A 13,296-nucleotide genomic window follows, 5' to 3' on the forward strand; every position below is an offset into this window, starting at 1 on the left:
AGGACGATACTGATGCTTTACCCTTCTGCTGATGCATGGCGTGCGGCCCCGCGCAAAAAGGTGCTGTTGTTTGCCATGTCGGGCCTTGGGAAAACCCATTTGGCGCATTTGTTGCGCAGCAATGGCGATTGGTTCCACTATTCCATCGATTACCGTATCGGCACCCGGTATCTGGGTGAAACCATCGCCGATAACGCCAAGGCCGAGGCGATGAAGGTACCGTTTCTGCGCGATTTACTGCTAAGCGACAGCATTTATATCGGGTCGAACATCACCTTTGATAACCTAAGCCCCGTCGCCACATGGCTGGGCAAACCGGGCGATCCGGCAAAAGGTGGCCTGCCCATGGCCGAATACGCCAAGCGCCAAGAGGCGTTTAAACAGGCAGAACTGTCGGCGTTGATGGATACCGCGCATTTTGCCGACCGGGCCAAGACGCTCTATGATTATCCGCACTTCATCTGTGACACGGGCGGGTCGATCTGCGAATGGGTTGATCTTGATGATGATCACGATCCGCTGATGACCGCCCTCGCCGAAGAATGTCTGCTGGTCTGGATCAAAGGGGATGATGCACATACTCAGGAATTGATCCGCCGCTTTGACAAAGCCCCCAAACCGATGGCCTATCAGCCCGAATTTCTGGCACGGGTCTGGAGCGAATATCTAAGCGAAAACAAGTGCAAACAAGACGATGTTGATCCTGATGCCTTTGTGCGCTGGACCTATGCCCAAGCGCTTGCCCACCGTCAGCCCCGGTACGAGGCGATGGCCCGTTGGGGCGTGACCGTGACCGCTGATCAAGTGGCCGCGCTGACCTGCGAAGACGATTTTGTCGAATTGATTGCCGAGGCGATGGAAGCCTGACCCTTGGCAGCAGTGCCCGCGCGCTCTATCTACTGAGAACCCCTTTCTAGACGTTGTTTCAAGTTGGAATTTACCTATGCCGATCAAGCTCCCCTCGGACCTGCCTGCCTATGACGTGCTCACGCGCGAGGGGGTTATGGTGCTTGATGAAGGTCAGGCTGCCAAGCAGGACATCCGCCCGCTGCGCATCGCCCTGCTGAACCTGATGCCGAAAAAAATCCAGACGGAAAACCAGTTTGCCCGCCTGATCGGGGCGACGCCTTTGCAGATTGAATTCAGCCTACTGCGCATGTCTGACCACCAATCGCGCAACACGGCGGCCGAGCATATGGAAAGCTTTTACCGTCCAGTGTCTGAAGTGTGGGACGAAAAATTCGATGGCTTGATCATCACAGGTGCGCCGATCGAGCATATGGATTTTGACGACGTCACCTATTGGGATGAGCTGAGCCAGGTGATGGATTGGACCCAAACCAACGTGCATTCGACATTTGGCGTCTGCTGGGGTGGCATGGCGATGATCAACCATTTCCATGGCGTGAAAAAGCACATGCTGGATCACAAGGCATTTGGCTGTTTCAGGCATAGTAACCTGGTGCCATCATCGCCGTATCTGCGTGGTTTTTCAGACGATTGCGTGGTGCCAGTCAGCCGCTGGACCGAAATGCGCGCGGCGGAGGTCGAGGCCGTGCCGGGCTTGAATATTCTGCTGGGCAGCAACGAGGTCGGGCCCTGTCTGGTCGAGGATGCGGCGCACCGCGCGCTGTATATCTTTAACCACTTTGAATATGATCGCGACACGTTGAAAGACGAATATGACCGCGACGTCGAAGCGGGCGTGCCGATCAATGTGCCGGGTAATTACTACCCCGACGACGACCCGACACAGGTACCGCTGAACAGGTGGCGCAGCCATGCGCATCTGCTTTATGGCAATTGGATCAACGAAATTTACCAAACCACGCATTTTGATATCTCCAAAATTGGCACCTAACCCATGCTGACATCTGTCCTGCTGATTGTGGGGCTGGTGGCCCTTGTCCAATGGCGTGCCCACCGGCGCGAGGCCGCGGCGAATGCGCAATATCCCCCCATCGGGGATCTGCTGGATGTGGGCGGCACAATGGTGCATGCCTTGGTACGGGGCAGCGGGCCTGATCTGGTGTTGATCCACGGCGCATCGGGCAACATGCGCGATTTCACCTTTGATATGGTCGATGAACTTGCATGCCGGTACCGCGTGATCCTGTTCGACCGCCCCGGCCTTGGCTGGACCGACGTTTTGCCGAAACACGCCGGCGCGTGGAACAAAAACGCCGCCTCGCCCGCTGATCAAGCGGCACTGTTGCAACAAGCGGCGGATCAACTGGGCGTCCATAACCCAATCGTTTTGGGCCATTCTTATGGCGGCGCTGTCGCCTTGGCTTGGGGCTTGGCGCGACCCGATCAGACCAGCGCGCTCGTCCTTGTCTCTGCCGTGTCCGAGGAATGGCCCGGCACCCTTGGCTGGCAATATCAGCTGACCGGTTCAACCCTTGGCGGCGGGCTGTTGATCCCTGTCATCACCGGCTTTTGGCCCGAAAAACTGGTGCAACACAGCATCGACAGCATCTTTGAGCCTCAGCCCAGCCCGGCAGGATATATCCATCATATCGGCCCCGACCTTGCCCTGCGCCGCGTATCGATGCGGGCCAATTCCCAGCAGGTGAATTCGCTTTTGCCCCATATCAAGGGAATGGTCCCGCGCTACAGCACCCTGACCATGCCGGTCGAGGTGATCCACGGCACCGCAGATACGATTGTTCCGATGGATATTCACGCCAAGGTCCTGATGACGCAGCTGCCCGACGCCCATCTGACCACCCTGCCCGGCATTGGCCATATGCCGCAGCATGTTGAACCCTGTGCCGTTTTCGACGCGATTGACCGCGCAGCCGCGCGTGCGGGTTTGCGCTAGGGGCCGGAACGCTTCATAACAAGATAACAACACCATCAGGAGGCCGCCATGGACCTGCCATTTGACGGCGCAATCAGCGCCTATTTCGAAAATGAAGCCCCCGATTCAATCCGCAAAGAAATCAAGCGTGCGGAAAAGGACGATATTCTGGGGGAAACCTATCCTCATTCCGAACGGATGGGCGGCAAAAACTATGACAAGGAAATGGCACGTCTCCAGATCGAACTGGTCAAACTGCAATCTTGGGCTCGCGACACGGGCACCCGCATTGCCATGGTGTTCGAAGGGCGTGACACCGCTGGCAAAGGCGGCACAATTGAACGTTTCCGCGAAAACCTGAACCCGCGCGAGGCCTATATCGTCGCTTTACCAAAACCCACCGAAACAGAAATGGGTCAATGGTATTTCCAGCGTTATATCAGCCACTTGCCGACTGCGGGCAATTCGGCGTTCTTTGACCGGTCGTGGTATAACCGCGGCGTGGTTGAACCGGTTTTCGGATTTTGCACTGACGCGCAGCGCGAACATTTCTTCTCTCAGGTGGTGCCGTTCGAGAAAATGATCGTTGATGATGGCATTCACCTGTTCAAGTTCTGGCTCAACGTCGGGCGCGCAGAACAGTTGCGCCGTATGCTGGCGCGCGAACGTGATCCGCTCAAGCAATGGAAGCTCAGCATGATCGACGTCAAAGGTCTGGCTAAATGGGATGCCTATAGCGCCGCGATCAGCGACACACTGGCGCGCAGCCACAACGATGTCACCCCATGGACGGTCATCCGGTCTGACGACAAACGCCGCGCGCGGTTGCAGGCGATCCGTACCGTGTTGCATGCGTTCGACTACACCCAAAAAGACGCCCGCGCGATTGGCGCGATTGACGATCAGATTTGCGGCGGTCCGGATATCTGGGATGCCTAAGCAAGGGTATCATCACGGCAACCTACGCCAGGCGCTTATCGACGCCGCACTCCAACTGATTGAACTGCGCGGCCCCACGGGGTTCACCCTCTCCGAGGCCGCCAAACAAGCGGGCGTGACCCCCGCTGCCGTTTATCGTCACTTTGAAGGGCGCGAAGACCTGATCGCCGAAGGCGCATTGCAAGGCTACGCGATTTTCGCCGATCTGATGGAAGCAGCGTATAACTCCGGCCAGCCCTCTGCCCTCAAGGCGTTCGAGGCCACGAGCCGCGCCTATCTGGCCTTTGCCCGCGCCAACCCCGGCCATTACATCGCAATGTTCGAAAGCGGCATTTCCGTCAATCGCACGCCCGAACTTGCCGCCGCAGCCAACCGCGCAAACAACGTCCTTGAACAGGCCGCAAGCGATTTAAGTCAGCATATTCCCGTGGAAAAACGCCCGCCTGCGTCGATGTTCTCGGCTCATATCTGGGCGTTTAGCCATGGTGTGGTCGAACTTTTCGCGCGCAATTCGCCCGGGCGGGCATCGCCGTTTCCAGCCGATGAACTGCTGGAAAGCGGCGTAGGTATTTACCTGCGCGGGCTGGGCTTGGTCGATCCCGACGCCTGACGAAACGCGCGGCCTATCAGGCAGCCACCCGTCCCGTTAGATCGGCCAAGACATCTGCGGCAATCTCAAAGGATTTGACCCGCGCCGCATGGTCGTGGATCTGCCCGGTCAGGATCATCTCATCCGGTTGATACCGCTCGATCAGCGCCGCCAGCTGGGTTCGCACACTGTCAGGGCTGCCCACGGCAGTCACCCGCAAGGCCTGATCGACGGCGCGTCGCATCTGCACACCAACCTCCGCATCAATATCGTCGACAGGGCGTGGCAGTTTTCCGGGCTGGCCCGTCCGTAACCGGACAAAGGCTTGCTGCATTGAAGTCCGCAAATAGGCCCCCTGCGCATCGGTATCTGCGGCAAACACATTGGCAGCCAACATGAAATGCGGCTGCGCCCACTGTGCCGAAGGTTTGAAATCACGCCGGTAAATCGCAATCGCATCGTCCAGCGCATCGGGCGCAAAATGCGACGCAAACGCATAGGGCAACCCGAAATGCGCGGCCAGCTGCGCCCCATAAAGCGACGACCCCAATATCCAGATCGGCACATGGGTGCCTTGGCCCGGATGCGCCTTTACCGGGGCATTGGGCTGCGCATCGTCAAGATAGCACATCAATTCGGCCACATCATCCGGGAAACGGTCACCGCCCTGCATCCCGCGCCGCAGCGCATGATACACGGCCTGATCCCCCCCGGGCGCACGGCCTAGACCCAAATCAATCCGGTCGCCATGGATTGTGGCCAGCGTGCCAAACTGCTCTGCAATGGCCAGCGGCGCGTGGTTGGGCAACATAATCCCACCCGCGCCAACCCGGATCGTCGACGTGTGATCTGCCACATGGCCGATCAAAACGGACGTGGCCGCTGACGCGATCCCCGGCATGTTATGATGCTCTGCCATCCAATAGCGGTGATATCCCGCAGCCTCGGATCGTTTTGCCAAATCAACAGTGTTTGCAATGGCTTGCCGCGCATCCGACCCTTCGGGTACGGGCGAAAGATCTAAAACAGAATAGCGCATGGGGATGTCTCCTTTAACCTTACTGTCAATCTAAGCACGCAAGGGTCAAAACAAAACCACCCCGCCCGTTTCATTTTGCCAAATAAACTCTCCCCGAAGGGTCGGCCTGCCCCAAGCACCATACGAAAAAGGCCGCCCCCAGCAGGAGCGGCCTTTTCCAAATAATCTGTAGATAAAGATTAACGCTTGGAGAACTGGAAGCTCTTACGCGCTTTGGCCTTACCGTATTTCTTACGTTCAACAACACGGCTGTCACGGGTCAGGAAGCCTGCCGCTTTCAGCGCGCCGCGCAAGGAGGGATCATAAAGCTGAAGCGCTTTGGAAACACCGTGCTTTACCGCGCCAGCCTGACCGGACAGACCGCCACCTTTAACAGTTGCAACAACGTCAAACTGACCGTCGGTGCCTGTGATGGTGAAAGGCTGTGCCAAGATCATCTGCAGAACGGGGCGTGCAAAATATTCGTTTTGCGGCTTGCCGTTTACGATAACCTTGCCTGAACCTGGCTTGATCCAGACGCGGGCAACCGCATCTTTACGCTTGCCGGTCGCATAGGCACGGCCAAGCGCGTCACGGACGGGCTCGCGTGGGGTCAATTCGACTTCAACAACAGCGGTCTCGGTAACGGCCGCTTCGAGGCCTTCGAGTGTTTTGATTTCATCAGCCATGCTTATGCACTCCGCGTGTTTTTAGGGTTCATGGATTTCACGTCCAGAACCTCGGGGCTTTGCGCCTCGTGGGGGTGTTCGGAACCCGCATAAACGCGCAGGTTTGTCATGATCTGACGGCTCAGGCGGTTGCCAGGCAACATGCGCTTAACGGCCAATGTCACAACGCGCTCGGGGTGTGCACCCTCAAGGATCTGTGCCTTGGTACGTTCTTTGATCCCACCTGGGTGGCCAGTGTGCCAGTAGAAGTTTTCTTCGCGCTTCTTGCCGGTCATCTGGATTTTCTCGGCATTGATAACGATGACGTTGTCGCCGCAATCCATGTGAGGTGTGAAGGATGGCTTGTGCTTACCGCGCAAACGCATGGCGATGATCGATGCAAGACGGCCAAGGACAACGCCTTCAGCGTCGACGATGATCCATTTCTTATCGATATCTGCCGGTGTTGCAGAAAAGGTTTTCATTGAGGGAATTCCCGTTAATTTGGTGAAGGAGCCCGAAAGGCGAGCCCCGCTATCTGATGGCTGGGTTATAAACACGCCCCATGCCGCGTCAAGCACCGCTTTTCCAAAATAACCATTCAAAAACAATAGCTTGCAAATTAGGTATAATAATACCCCACAAATATCACACGCTCAGCTGCTCTGGCGGGTTATCAAGCAACTGCCGCAACCGCAAAATCGCCGCCTCATAGCTTTCCAGTGAAACACCTGCATTCACGGCCATGCGTACGGCATGGGGGGCGCGGGCGTCACGGCTGACAAATTCTTCGGCCGATCTGATCTGCACACCTTGGGCTTCGGCGGCTTGGCAAAACGCCCCTGCCCGCCACCCTTTGGGCAAGCGCAGCCAAAGATACGGCACATTCGGGCGCCAGCTTACGTCATAGCCGCCCAGAATGTTCACCGCGCTTTGCACATAAGCGTTAAAACCCTGCCGCGTGTTTTCGGCCAGCGTGTCAATTTGTGGATGGGCCAGCAGCTTTGCACATAGATCAATCAACGGGGTCGCAAGGCCAAAGCAATTGTATTCAGCGACCCGGCGCAGATCGGGGGTGCGCCCTTCGGGGGCGATCGCATAACCGATCCGCAACGACGGGGTCAGGATTTTTGCGAGCGATGATATGTACCAGCCGCGCTCGGGTGCCAGCATCCGGTAGGTCGGTGCCCGCTGAACCCGCATCCGGTAACAATCATCCTCGACGATCTGGATGTCATATTTACGCGCCACCCGCACCAGTTCATTCCGCCGCGCCACGGGGGTGAAGCTGCCTGTGGGGTTATGCACTTCGGGTGAGGTACAGAATATCTGCGCGTCATGGTTTCGGGCGGCTTCCTCCATCGCATCGGGAATCACGCCATCGGCATCCATCGCCAGCGGGATCACATCCGCGCGCAGCAGTTCGGCAGCGCGGCGAAACCCCGGATAGGCCAGTTCCTCGATCAAAATCGTCGGCCTGCGCCCCTGCAAGATCGCCTGAAACGTCAGCAACAGCGCATGTTGCCCGCCATGTGACAGGACAATATCGCTTTCTCCAAAGGCCCCAAGCGGTGTTCCTGTCAGCCATCGCACCACGGCTTCGCGGGCGGGTTTGGCTCCGATGCGGCTGGGGTAATGCATGATGCCCGAAGCAGGCTCTTGCGCCACTTCAGCCAAAAGCTGCCGGATAAGGGCTGCTTGCCCCCCAGACGGCAAATGCGGTGAAAACATATTAACATTGTAATGATCATCCAGCCTTTGCGTCTGGTGGGCGATCACATCAATTTCAATCGGGCCGTCGGGTTCGCGTGCCGGCGCTTTGGACGCCACAAAGGTACCGCGCCCGACTTCGGCCACCAATGCACCGCTTTCGGTAAGCATCGTATAGGCGCGCGCCACGGTGCCGGGGGTGATTTGCAGGGTCCAGGCCAGATCGCGCACCGGGGGCAACTTATCGCCTTCTTTCAGGGCCCCGGTTTCGATGCCTTCGCGAATGGTTGCAATGACAGCTTTGTACTTGGGCCCCTGCCCGTGTTCCAATGATGGCCGCCAAATTGTACCCATTACAATGTTTTCCTTTTCAAATCGTATCGCATTTTGTACCACTTTCTTACGGTACATTCAATATTGTGTCAATACAATTAGATATTAAGGAGATTCTCATGACACAGACCCTTACCCTTTCCACTGAAACAGTGGCCATCCTGAACCAGCGCGGAACGCCTGTTCTGGCAGTTTTTGCGGTAAAATTTGCGGTCTGCGTCACGAAAATGACATCACGTCGCCGTACGCGAAACGCGCTCAAACAGCTAGAGCCGTGGCAGTTGGATGACGTGGGACTGACACCTAAACAGGCTCATGATGAGTCTATTCGGGTGTTCTGGAAAGCGTAACGTCCCTGTGGCGCTTGCCAGACCTCTTCACTTGGGCCGGTAATTACCGGCCCTTTTTTCAATTGTACCAAACGTGTTTTGATACATTCATTTCGGCGGAATGGCGTAAGTGAGCGATGCCCGTGCCACCGGCTGCTCCATCCCATCGGAAAACACCAGCACATCACAGACCGACAGCAGTTTACCGAGCTTTAGCAGCCGTGTTTTGGCGATCAGATCGACGCCCGCTTCGGGTTTGCGCATGAAATCGATTGAACAGTTTGTTGTCACCGCCAGCGCCTTTGGCCCAATCCGCGCGAGCGTCATCAGATAGGCGCTAACATCGGCCAGCGCGAAAATCGACGGGCCTGACACCGTGCCACCGGGGCGCAGATGACCATCATTGACCAAAAGCCGCGTGGTCAGGTCGGTTTCGCCCACATGGTCGATCGCAAAGTCATCAGCGACTTGTTTAAACACATCTTTCATAAAAACGGCCAGTGCGTCGGCATCCATCATAATCGGCATACTTGTCTTCCTTCTTATGTCGGGGCTACGCTCTGGCAAATTTATCAGGAGGGCAAGATGACAATTCTCGAAGTTGAAAGTGACGGTGCGGTAGCAAGGTTAACCATGAATGCACCCGAGCGGTTGAATGCCCTCTCGGATGAAATGCTGGCGGCGTTGCAAACCACATTGGACGACATCGCCACGACCCCTTCGATACGGGTGGTCACCCTTGCCGGGCGCGGCAAAGCGTTTTGCGCCGGCCATGATCTCAAGCAGATGACCGCCATGCGTCAGGCCCAGGATGGGGGGGCTGCGGCGTTCAAGGATCTGTTCGAGCGGTGCAGCCGCGTCATGGCGCGCATTCAGTCGATGCCGCAGCCAGTAATTGCGCAGGTTCATGGCATCGCCACCGCCGCGGGCTGCCAATTGGTCGCGACATGCGACATGGCTGTCACCGCCGAAGGCACACGGTTTGGCGTCAACGGCGTGAACATCGGCTTGTTTTGCTCGACCCCCATGGTCGCACTCAGCCGTAATATCCCGCGCAAACACGCGTTCGAGATGCTCACAACTGGCGAATTTATCGACGCGTCCCGCGCGCAAGAACTGGGCTTAGTTAACCGTGTCGTCCCCGAGCAGGATCTGGCCATGGAGACGCAGGCGCTGTCTGACAAAATCGCGGCCAAGCTGGGCGTTGCCGTCAAGATCGGCAAACAGGCATTTTACAATCAACTGCAAATGCCCACGGATCAGGCCTATGCTTATACGGGCGATGTGATGGTCGAAAACATGCTGCACCGCGATACCGAGGAAGGGATCAGCGCCTTTCTGGAAAAACGCGATCCGGCGTGGGATCAGTAACAGGCAGCTCGTGGTTTTGCCGAGGTCGGGTTTTGGCGGCGTTCTATTGCATAGATACCGCCCCTGCCCTACATCGGCCGTATGACACAAACACTTCATATCATCGGCGGCGGAATGGCCGGATCAGAGGCCGCCTGGCAGGCCGCAAACGCTGGCATTCAGGTCGTTCTTCACGAGATGCGCCCGAAAGTCGGCACCTTTGCCCATCAAACGGGTTTGCTGGGGGAAATGGTTTGTTCGAATTCCTTCCGCTCGGACGATAGTGAGCAAAACGCCGTCGGCCTGCTGCATTGGGAAATGCGCGCGGCAAACGGGTTGATTATGGCCACGGCTGAAAAACACCGCCTGCCTGCAGGTGGTGCGCTGGCCGTTGACCGTGATCCCTTTGCGCAATCGGTGACGGATGCGTTGATGGCGCACCCAAATATCTCGGTTGAATATGGTGAAATCACCGAACTGCCCCGCGACGGTCATTGGATTATCGCGACCGGCCCGCTGACCTCGGGCAATCTGGCGCAGGCCATCGCGGCTGAAACCGGAGCCGAGGCGTTGGCGTTTTTCGACGCTATCGCGCCGATTATCTACCACGAGAGCATCGACATGAGCAAAGCGTGGATGCAATCGCGCTATGACAAAGGCGAGACCGAGGAAGAGCGCACCGCTTACCTCAACTGCCCGATGACCAAGGACCAATACGAGGCGTTTATCGATGCGCTGCTGGCCGCCGATAAGACCGAGTTCAAAGAAGGCGAAACCGCCGGCTATTTCGACGGCTGCCTCCCGATCGAGGTGATGGCCGAACGCGGCCGCGAAACCCTGCGGTTTGGCCCGATGAAACCTGTCGGCCTGACCAACGCCAATGATCCGGAAAACAAACCCTACGCCGTGGTACAGCTGCGCCGCGATAACAAGCTGGGCACGCTTTATAATATCGTCGGGTTCCAGACCAAGATGAAATACGGTGCCCAGACCGAGGTGTTGCGGATGATCCCCGGCCTCGAAAACGCGTCCTTTGCGCGGCTTGGCGGGATTCATCGCAACACATTCCTGAACTCGCCCACGTTGCTGGACGACCAGATGCGCCTGCGCAGTCAGCCCAATATTCGCTTTGCCGGTCAGATCACCGGCGTTGAAGGCTATGTTGAAAGCGCTGCAATGGGACTGTTGGCCGGGCGTTTGGCCGTGGCCGAGATCAAAGGCGAAGCTGCCACACCGCCGCCGCCCACCACGGCCACCGGCGCGTTGATCACCCACATCAGTGGCGGCGCAGAGGCTAAAACCTTTCAGCCGATGAATGTCAATTTCGGGCTGTTTCCCCCGGTTGAGGGGCTGAAATCCGGCCGCCGTGGCCGCAAAGACCGCTACAAAGCCTATACCGACCGCGCCAAGGAAGACTGGCAGGCATGGCTGAACGGCGCGCCCGTACCCGCGTGAGTTTCGTTACCCGATTTGCGCCATCCCCCACGGGGCCGTTGCATCTGGGGCATGCCTATTCCGCGCTGCTGGCGCATGACATGGCGCGCGCGGCGGGTGGCAAATTTCTGCTGCGGTTCGAGGATACGGACCTAGAGAGGTCAAAGCCTGAATACGTGGATCAGATCATTGATGACCTGACCTGGCTTGGCATCACCTGGGATGCGCCGCCACTGATGCAGTCGGATCATTTTGACGATTACAATCAAAGCGTTGAGGCGTTGATTGCGCAGGGTCTGACATATCCCTGCCGGTGCAGTCGCAAGGATATCAACGCCGCCTTGGCTGCGCCCCAAGAAGGCGCGCCGCATACCGTCTATCCGCAGACCTGCAAAAACCGCAGCATGTCCGAACGCGGTGCCACCGATGCACTGCGCCTGCACATGGACCGCGCAATGAATGCTTTGGGCGGCCAAAAGTTATCATTTACCGAGCTTGGCGACTTGAAGAAAGGCGTGCATGTCATTGATCGTGATGATATAATTCAATCCGTCGGCGATATCGTGATCGGACGCAAAGACATTCACACGGCGGCCTATTTTCTTGCTTCAGCCTTGGATGACATCAACCAAGGGATCAGCCATGTTGTGCGCGGGATCGACTTGTTTGAATTCACGCAGGTGCAGGTGCTATTGTTGCACCTGCTCGGACATAAGCCGCCGCTCTACTATCACCACAAGTTGATCCGCGATGAAAACGGCAAGCGATTGGCAAAACGTGATGACGCGCGGGCGATATCACTCTATCGTTCCGAAGGCATTTCGCCGAATGATATTCGTTCAATGACAGGACTTTAGCGCCTAAAGTTAATCCATCACTTCAAGTGTGATCCGCTCAACACCATCATCGACCAATGTGTAAAAGCAGTTGCGCCGCCCTGTGTGGCATGCCGCCCCGGTTTGGTTCACAATGACTAGCAGGCAGTCGCGGTCGCAGTCGATGCGCAGTTCAACCAGTTCCTGCACGTGGCCGCTGGTTTCCCCTTTGATCCAGAACGATTGCCGCGAACGGCTCCAATAGGTGACGCGCCCGGTTTCTAGCGTTTGGCTAACGGCTTCGGCGTTCATCCATGCCATCATCAACACTTCGCCAGACTCCGCGTCTTGTGCGATTGCAGGGATCAGCCCCGCCTCGTTATATTTCAATGTGCTTGGATCGAATTTCATGGGGACCTCAAATTATTTTTGCATCATCCGTTTGGTGGCTTATGTAGGGTGTACGCGCAGAAAGGAACAGCCATGAGTACCGACACGGATCTGATCAAGCTTTACTCCGCCCGTATCTTGGGTTTGGCGGCTGACATTCCGCATGTGGGGCGGCTGGATCACCCTGATGCGACGGTCACGCGGCGTGCGCCGTTGTGCGGGTCGACCGTGACCGTGGATGTGGTTGTGCAAGACGGCAAGCTGGCCGAGATGGGCCAAGACGTCAAAGCCTGCGCCTTGGGTCAGGCGTCGGCGGCGGTGGCTGGTGCGGCAGCGATTGGGGCCACCCTGCCCCAGATCGAGACAGCGCGCGATCAGCTTAAGGCGATGCTCAAGGGCAAAGGCCCGGTTCCCGATGCGCCTTTTGACGGGTTCGAGGTGCTAAGCCCTGCTGTTGACTATAAAAACCGCCACGCGTCGATTTTGCTGACGATTGAAGCATTGGCCGAAGCCATGCAGCAAAGCCAGACCGCAGACGTCGCCCAGACCCACTGATTATCCCGAAAATTGCCAAAAAAAACGCCGCACATCCAAAGGGATGGCGGCGCAGTCACGCGTTATTTGTGCAGGCTCGCGTTGATCCAGGTGCCGAGGGGACATTTCGGCGGTTTCAACCAAGGACAGGCAGTGTGGTTGAACGCATAAAGTTTGGGACAGATGCGTTGTCTAGATCAATGCGACACAAAATGCGCAGGCAGAAGTCAAACAAAAGAAGGGATATGCAAACCGGCAACAAGGATCACAACCAAGGCGGCCATACCTACAGCGTCTTGCAAAATCGTATCTTGCGACCGTTTGGCGATGGCTTTGACTGTTCTAAACGTTGTCATCTGCGTTCTCCACTCTTTGTTGCTCCTT

The 13,296-nt window shown here is 57.1% G+C and carries 17 protein-coding genes; 10 read left to right on the plus strand and 7 right to left on the minus strand.

The window, feature by feature from the left end; translation table 11 throughout:
- Positions 1–12: 12 nt before the first annotated feature.
- The 5 genes from KZZ06_RS03250 (at position 13) to KZZ06_RS03270 (ending at position 4,352) form a co-directional block, all read left to right on the plus strand.
- The gene (locus KZZ06_RS03250) at positions 13–867 is read left to right on the plus strand and encodes an ATPase (RefSeq protein WP_219578569.1); all 855 of its coding nucleotides are present in this window, start codon (positions 13–15) and stop codon (positions 865–867) included.
- A gap of 76 nt (positions 868–943) precedes the next feature.
- A complete protein-coding gene (gene metA / locus KZZ06_RS03255) occupies positions 944–1,861 on the plus strand; it encodes a homoserine O-succinyltransferase (protein ID WP_219578570.1) in 918 nt (305 codons plus the stop codon).
- Between the two features lie 3 nt (positions 1,862–1,864).
- Positions 1,865–2,824, plus strand: coding sequence for an alpha/beta fold hydrolase (locus tag KZZ06_RS03260; RefSeq protein ID WP_219578571.1), 960 nt, complete (start codon positions 1,865–1,867; stop codon positions 2,822–2,824).
- Between the two features lie 48 nt (positions 2,825–2,872).
- On the plus strand, positions 2,873–3,742 hold the full coding sequence (ppk2, locus tag KZZ06_RS03265; protein ID WP_219578572.1) for a polyphosphate kinase 2: 870 nt from the start codon (positions 2,873–2,875) through the stop codon (positions 3,740–3,742).
- Positions 3,735–4,352: a TetR/AcrR family transcriptional regulator gene (locus KZZ06_RS03270; protein ID WP_219578573.1), complete on the plus strand. Its 618-nt coding sequence runs from the start codon at positions 3,735–3,737 to the stop codon at positions 4,350–4,352. Before ppk2 ends, KZZ06_RS03270 begins: the two co-directional genes overlap by 8 nt.
- 16 nt (positions 4,353–4,368) lie before the next feature.
- Here the strand turns inward: KZZ06_RS03270 and KZZ06_RS03275 are convergent, their stop codons facing one another.
- From KZZ06_RS03275 to KZZ06_RS03290, 4 genes are all read right to left on the minus strand, one after another.
- Positions 4,369–5,370 (minus strand): LLM class flavin-dependent oxidoreductase, encoded by a 1,002-nt coding sequence (locus KZZ06_RS03275; protein WP_219578574.1) that lies wholly within the window; start codon positions 5,368–5,370, stop codon positions 4,369–4,371.
- Positions 5,371–5,549: 179 nt separating this feature from the next.
- The gene (gene rpsI / locus KZZ06_RS03280; protein WP_219578575.1) at positions 5,550–6,038 is read right to left on the minus strand and encodes a 30S ribosomal protein S9; all 489 of its coding nucleotides are present in this window, start codon (positions 6,036–6,038) and stop codon (positions 5,550–5,552) included.
- A 2-nt stretch (positions 6,039–6,040) separates the two neighbouring features.
- On the minus strand, positions 6,041–6,502 hold the full coding sequence (rplM, locus tag KZZ06_RS03285) for a 50S ribosomal protein L13 (RefSeq protein WP_219578576.1): 462 nt from the start codon (positions 6,500–6,502) through the stop codon (positions 6,041–6,043).
- A gap of 163 nt (positions 6,503–6,665) precedes the next feature.
- On the minus strand, positions 6,666–8,081 hold the full coding sequence (locus tag KZZ06_RS03290; protein ID WP_219578577.1) for a PLP-dependent aminotransferase family protein: 1,416 nt from the start codon (positions 8,079–8,081) through the stop codon (positions 6,666–6,668).
- A gap of 98 nt (positions 8,082–8,179) precedes the next feature.
- Here KZZ06_RS03290 and KZZ06_RS03295 point away from each other — a divergent pair, with 98 nt between their 5' ends.
- Positions 8,180–8,410: a DUF1127 domain-containing protein gene (locus KZZ06_RS03295; RefSeq protein WP_219578578.1), complete on the plus strand. Its 231-nt coding sequence runs from the start codon at positions 8,180–8,182 to the stop codon at positions 8,408–8,410.
- Between the two features lie 87 nt (positions 8,411–8,497).
- Here KZZ06_RS03295 and KZZ06_RS03300 read toward each other — a convergent pair whose 3' ends face one another.
- Complete coding sequence (locus KZZ06_RS03300) at positions 8,498–8,917, minus strand: PaaI family thioesterase (RefSeq protein ID WP_219578579.1); 420 nt, start codon at positions 8,915–8,917, stop codon at positions 8,498–8,500.
- Between the two features lie 57 nt (positions 8,918–8,974).
- On the opposite strand from KZZ06_RS03300, the gene KZZ06_RS03305 reads away from it, so the two are divergent.
- From KZZ06_RS03305 to gluQRS, 3 genes are all read left to right on the plus strand, one after another.
- Complete coding sequence (locus KZZ06_RS03305) at positions 8,975–9,760, plus strand: enoyl-CoA hydratase (RefSeq protein ID WP_219578580.1); 786 nt, start codon at positions 8,975–8,977, stop codon at positions 9,758–9,760.
- An 81-nt stretch (positions 9,761–9,841) separates the two neighbouring features.
- A complete protein-coding gene (gene trmFO, locus KZZ06_RS03310; RefSeq protein ID WP_219578581.1) occupies positions 9,842–11,194 on the plus strand; it encodes a methylenetetrahydrofolate--tRNA-(uracil(54)-C(5))-methyltransferase (FADH(2)-oxidizing) TrmFO in 1,353 nt (450 codons plus the stop codon).
- Positions 11,191–12,030, plus strand: coding sequence for a tRNA glutamyl-Q(34) synthetase GluQRS (gene gluQRS, locus KZZ06_RS03315; RefSeq protein ID WP_219578657.1), 840 nt, complete (start codon positions 11,191–11,193; stop codon positions 12,028–12,030). The genes trmFO and gluQRS overlap by 4 nt, the downstream gene beginning before the upstream one ends.
- Positions 12,031–12,039: 9 nt before the next feature.
- Here the strand turns inward: gluQRS and hisI are convergent, their stop codons facing one another.
- Positions 12,040–12,399 carry a phosphoribosyl-AMP cyclohydrolase gene (hisI, locus tag KZZ06_RS03320; RefSeq protein WP_219578582.1) on the minus strand — a complete coding sequence of 120 codons (360 nt, stop codon included), beginning with the start codon at positions 12,397–12,399 and terminating at the stop codon, positions 12,040–12,042.
- A gap of 72 nt (positions 12,400–12,471) precedes the next feature.
- Between hisI and KZZ06_RS03325 the strand changes: the two genes are divergently transcribed.
- The gene (locus KZZ06_RS03325; protein ID WP_219578583.1) at positions 12,472–12,933 is read left to right on the plus strand and encodes an iron-sulfur cluster assembly scaffold protein; all 462 of its coding nucleotides are present in this window, start codon (positions 12,472–12,474) and stop codon (positions 12,931–12,933) included.
- Between the two features lie 206 nt (positions 12,934–13,139).
- Here KZZ06_RS03325 and KZZ06_RS22430 read toward each other — a convergent pair whose 3' ends face one another.
- On the minus strand, positions 13,140–13,268 hold the full coding sequence (locus tag KZZ06_RS22430) for a hypothetical protein (protein WP_257884172.1): 129 nt from the start codon (positions 13,266–13,268) through the stop codon (positions 13,140–13,142).
- Positions 13,269–13,296: the final 28 nt, after the last annotated feature.

This window comes from Sulfitobacter sp. CW3 (assembly GCF_019392245.1).
Classification (GTDB): Bacteria; Pseudomonadota; Alphaproteobacteria; order Rhodobacterales; family Rhodobacteraceae; genus Sulfitobacter.

Excerpts from the sequence above, each read along its gene's own strand:
- KZZ06_RS03250 (WP_219578569.1), top strand. The coding sequence starts at position 13 with ATGCTTTACCCTTCTGCTGATGCATGGCGTGCGGCCCCGCGCAAAAAG.
- metA (WP_219578570.1), top strand. The coding sequence starts at position 944 with ATGCCGATCAAGCTCCCCTCGGACCTGCCTGCCTATGACGTGCTCACG.
- KZZ06_RS03260 (WP_219578571.1), top strand. The coding sequence starts at position 1,865 with ATGCTGACATCTGTCCTGCTGATTGTGGGGCTGGTGGCCCTTGTCCAA.
- ppk2 (WP_219578572.1), top strand. The coding sequence starts at position 2,873 with ATGGACCTGCCATTTGACGGCGCAATCAGCGCCTATTTCGAAAATGAA.
- KZZ06_RS03270 (WP_219578573.1), top strand. The coding sequence starts at position 3,735 with ATGCCTAAGCAAGGGTATCATCACGGCAACCTACGCCAGGCGCTTATC.
- KZZ06_RS03275 (WP_219578574.1), bottom strand. The coding sequence starts at position 5,370 with ATGCGCTATTCTGTTTTAGATCTTTCGCCCGTACCCGAAGGGTCGGAT.
- rpsI (WP_219578575.1), bottom strand. The coding sequence starts at position 6,038 with ATGGCTGATGAAATCAAAACACTCGAAGGCCTCGAAGCGGCCGTTACC.
- rplM (WP_219578576.1), bottom strand. The coding sequence starts at position 6,502 with ATGAAAACCTTTTCTGCAACACCGGCAGATATCGATAAGAAATGGATC.
- KZZ06_RS03290 (WP_219578577.1), bottom strand. The coding sequence starts at position 8,081 with ATGGGTACAATTTGGCGGCCATCATTGGAACACGGGCAGGGGCCCAAG.
- KZZ06_RS03295 (WP_219578578.1), top strand. The coding sequence starts at position 8,180 with ATGACACAGACCCTTACCCTTTCCACTGAAACAGTGGCCATCCTGAAC.
- KZZ06_RS03300 (WP_219578579.1), bottom strand. The coding sequence starts at position 8,917 with ATGCCGATTATGATGGATGCCGACGCACTGGCCGTTTTTATGAAAGAT.
- KZZ06_RS03305 (WP_219578580.1), top strand. The coding sequence starts at position 8,975 with ATGACAATTCTCGAAGTTGAAAGTGACGGTGCGGTAGCAAGGTTAACC.
- trmFO (WP_219578581.1), top strand. The coding sequence starts at position 9,842 with ATGACACAAACACTTCATATCATCGGCGGCGGAATGGCCGGATCAGAG.
- hisI (WP_219578582.1), bottom strand. The coding sequence starts at position 12,399 with ATGAAATTCGATCCAAGCACATTGAAATATAACGAGGCGGGGCTGATC.
- KZZ06_RS03325 (WP_219578583.1), top strand. The coding sequence starts at position 12,472 with ATGAGTACCGACACGGATCTGATCAAGCTTTACTCCGCCCGTATCTTG.
- KZZ06_RS22430 (WP_257884172.1), bottom strand. The coding sequence starts at position 13,268 with ATGACAACGTTTAGAACAGTCAAAGCCATCGCCAAACGGTCGCAAGAT.